The sequence below is a fragment of the Paenibacillus sp. 01L418 genome, assembly GCF_056400045.1.
Genome location: NZ_JBFTSN010000778.1, coordinates 1 through 1,164, shown reverse-complemented (window position 1 = coordinate 1,164; position 1,164 = coordinate 1). Strand labels below are relative to the sequence as shown.

At 41.8% G+C, this 1,164-nt stretch carries 1 protein-coding gene and 1 pseudogene; one reads left to right on the top strand and one right to left on the bottom strand.

The window, feature by feature from the left end; translation table 11 throughout:
• Nucleotides 1–767: response regulator (locus AC1DSE_RS35565; protein ID WP_477529157.1), on the bottom strand; the 767-nt coding region annotated here is incomplete at its 3' end.
• Between the two features lie 181 nt (nt 768–948).
• On the opposite strand from AC1DSE_RS35565, the pseudogene AC1DSE_RS35560 reads away from it, so the two are divergent.
• Nucleotides 949–1,164 (top strand): annotated as a pseudogene (locus AC1DSE_RS35560) (IS3 family transposase); the annotation flags it as partial.

Sequence of the window (1,164 nt, the reverse complement as noted above, 5' to 3'; positions counted from 1 at the left end):
TTATCGTACATATCCTGGAATATCCGGATCAATTGCTGGCCAAGCTCCGTTATAGCTTCCAGCGACTCGTCGGGGGCTGTTTCCAAGAACAGCAACGCTTGAAACTCATTCAAGTGAATAAAATCGACGTTGCGATGAATGAGTTCGCCCAACTGCTCTTCAATATCGAGATCAAGCCGATCGAAAAAGCGTTTACGAGAATCCAGCATCAGCATCCGCATGTAAGGATACTTATCGAACCTGCCGGCAGGCACCTTCAGATCTCGTTTGTCATCCGTCTCCTCTGCCTTGCTGAGTATAATATCGGTAAGCTGCTTCTGCTTTTCGTATCTGACTTCCTTCAAATAGGCAGCTTCTAGCTTTTCCTGCTGAACCTTCAATTTCAACGCTTCCTCGCAAAGCTGGATGATCTCGGTCATATTTTTAATAAATTCGCTAACCTGCACAGGTTTTAATATATAATGGATTGCCTTCAGATCGATTGCCTTCTGTGCATACTCGAACTCACCATAGGCGCTCATAAACATCGTTTTGATAGACTTACCTAGTTCACGAACCTTCTCTGCTAGCTGTAATCCGTCCATCCCGTTCATCCGGATATCGGTGAGCAGGATGTCTATATCATGGGTTTCGATATACAAGAGAGCGCTTTCACCACTGTCAGCTTCAAAGATCTCCAAATGCAGTCCATATTTATCAACGAGAAACCTAACGCCGTCCCGTTCGAACTTGTCATCATCAACAACAAGCATTTTTAACAAGTACATCACCACATTTCGCCAGAAATATTTTCAACGGAAGTTTACCACTAACATAAGCTATTCATATACCAATACAGTACTATACTTTCCAGTTCATTAACAAACACATCTTTGCCAACCAGATTAGGGTTCAATGTTCTTCGAAAATTTCTCTCATTTTGGAATCGTGCTTTCACCCGCCTTTTAGTTAGATCAAGCATTTAAGCGACTAACAGACGAAGATAAACTCCTGATTCATTCTGACCAAGGCTGGCACTGCTAAATGAAACCGTATCGGCATGCCTTTGAAGAACATGGTATCAAGCAAATGATATCCCCCAATGAACTATCAAAATATATCGATTATTACAATCACAAGAGTATTAAGACAAAATTAATAGGAATGAATCCGGTACTGTACCGG